Here is a 1,939-nt window from a genome sequence, read left to right as displayed (position 1 = left end):
ACCCACCCCATGGCAGACCTACGACACCACCTGACAAAGCACTACTAGGGTCTGTCCGGCGGATCGTCTCGGGCTGGTGCAGGCACGCCCGGTACGGCTGAGTTGTCGTGGGCCGCAGCAGTCACGCGAACGACGGCCATCGGTCGGCGGCCCACTCCCGCCAGTCGACCCATCCGGGCGGCGGGCCGGCGCCCCTGCGGCCCGCCAGCTCCGCCGTGTCGGGTTCCTCGAAATGCGCGCGCCCGTGCAGGATGTCGGCCTCGGAGATCGGCAACGTCTCCTCGGGGGTGGTCGCCCAGCGGTGGGCGATACGGGTGCGTTGGGTCTCCTCGTCCACCGGCAGGTAGACCATGCGGAAGCACGCCCCCTCGGCCTCCACCAGCCAGCGGATCGCGGACCGTTCGTCCCGTGACCAGCAGCCGTAGTCCACGACGACGGCGGTGCCCAGTCTGACCGCCTCCAGGGCGAGCCAGAGCATGCGCCCCTCCAGCACATCGCGCTTCCCGTCCGCCTCCGCCTCGCCGAACAGGGGAATCATCCAGTCGTCGGGCGTCAGACGCAGCGCGCCGTGCTCTGCGGCGAGCTGCCGAGCCCGTGTGGTCTTTCCGGCCCCCGGCAGGCCGACCATCAGGAACAATGTGGTCACCCCCAGANCCCCCAGATCGTGGCAGGGAAGCGAATCAGGAAGCCACCGTTTTTATCCGCCCGAACACGGGCTGAGTGTCCCTTGTCGGGGGTGTGGTGGCTGCCTCGTCCGCGCTGGCTGATCTCCTGCCTGACCTGTCGGTGGACCGGCCGCTCCTGGTGGCGCGTCTGCTCGAGCTCGGCCGGCCACGTCCCAGGCTCGAACTGTCGCAGGAGGCATGGACCGTCCTGGCGCAGGCGGGCGGAACTGTCGCGGCGCTCTACCGGCATCTGAGGGCGACCGTTCCTGAGGGATCGACGGTGCCTTCGCTGCCGACCGTCCACCGGATGGTGAAGCGGGATCTGGAGACGGGGCGGGAGCTTCCGCCCCGCCAGGAGCGACGACCACCCTGGCGCCGCGGTCCGGGTCGGTGGCGGCGAGCAGCAGTTCGACGAAGCGGGCGCGTTCGGCGGTATCGGTGCAGAGCGTGAACGCCTCCTCGAACTGGTCGACGATGAACACCGCGCCCCGGTCGGTGTTCTTCGGCGCGAGCAGTTCCGCGTGGGTGCGGGCGGGGTGCGGACCGGGGGTGAGGATACGGATCCCGGTCGGCCGGTTCGGGCCGGGGCTCTCGCGCAGGGCCGGGGCGTGAGGGGTTGCCCGGTCATTGTCCACGGTGATGGAAGGGGGCTGCTGGACAACGCCGCAGCGGCGAAAACTGAGGTCACGGCTGATTCGCCGGATCCCGACGGGCCGTCCGTCACCGCACCGCCGCTCCCGTTCGTGCAAGGGCGCGGAGTGCACCGGCGGGCACCCGGTAGGGCCGGCGGACCCATGACGCGGAGGAGAGGGATGAACGCACGAAGGAAGGCGGCCGGCGCGCTGGCCGCCGTCGTGCTGGCCGGTCGGCACGCTGCTCGGGGCCGCGGGCGTGAGCACGGCCGCGGCGGCGGACCACGGCGCGACGGTCCTGCCGAGCGCGGCGGCGTACGGCAGGACCGACCTGAACACGGTCGTGGACCAGTGGAGCCACTGGACGCCCGACGCCCGGGACTCCTCGCACGCCGGCTGGCTCTACAAGGGGTCCAACTACTTCTACTGCTGGACCACGGGCGCGACCTGCACCGGCAACGGCCGCACCAGCGCCGTCCGGCTGAAGACCGACGACGACAGCGGCAACCGCAACGTGTACGTCACCGATGTCTACCTGGACAAGTGGGCTACGCCAACGACACCACGGTCCTGCCCCGCTGCTGACCGACCGCCGTACCCGGCGGCCGGGGGGAAGCTCCTCCCGGCCGCCGGCCGCCGGCC

2 protein-coding genes and 1 pseudogene are annotated in these 1,939 nt (G+C 71.5%); 1 reads left to right on the top strand and 2 read right to left on the bottom strand.

From position 1 onward, the window contains the following. Positions 1-121: 121 nt before the first annotated feature. Both VR45_RS37975 and VR45_RS50905 read right to left on the bottom strand, forming a co-directional pair. Complete coding sequence (locus VR45_RS37975) at positions 122-646, bottom strand: ATP-binding protein (protein WP_045944510.1); 525 nt, start codon at positions 644-646, stop codon at positions 122-124. 51 nt (positions 647-697) lie between these two features. After that, positions 698-1,300, bottom strand: coding sequence for a hypothetical protein (locus VR45_RS50905; protein ID WP_353612754.1), 603 nt, complete (start codon positions 1,298-1,300; stop codon positions 698-700). 256 nt (positions 1,301-1,556) lie between these two features. Here VR45_RS50905 and VR45_RS37965 point away from each other — a divergent pair. After that, a pseudogene (locus VR45_RS37965) lies at positions 1,557-1,939 on the top strand (hypothetical protein); the annotation flags it as partial.

Origin of the sequence: Streptomyces sp. NRRL S-495, from assembly GCF_000966955.1 — a bacterium.
GTDB classification, from domain to species: Bacteria; Actinomycetota; Actinomycetes; order Streptomycetales; family Streptomycetaceae; genus Kitasatospora; species Kitasatospora purpeofusca.
This window is presented reverse-complemented; position numbering and strand designations above follow the sequence as displayed.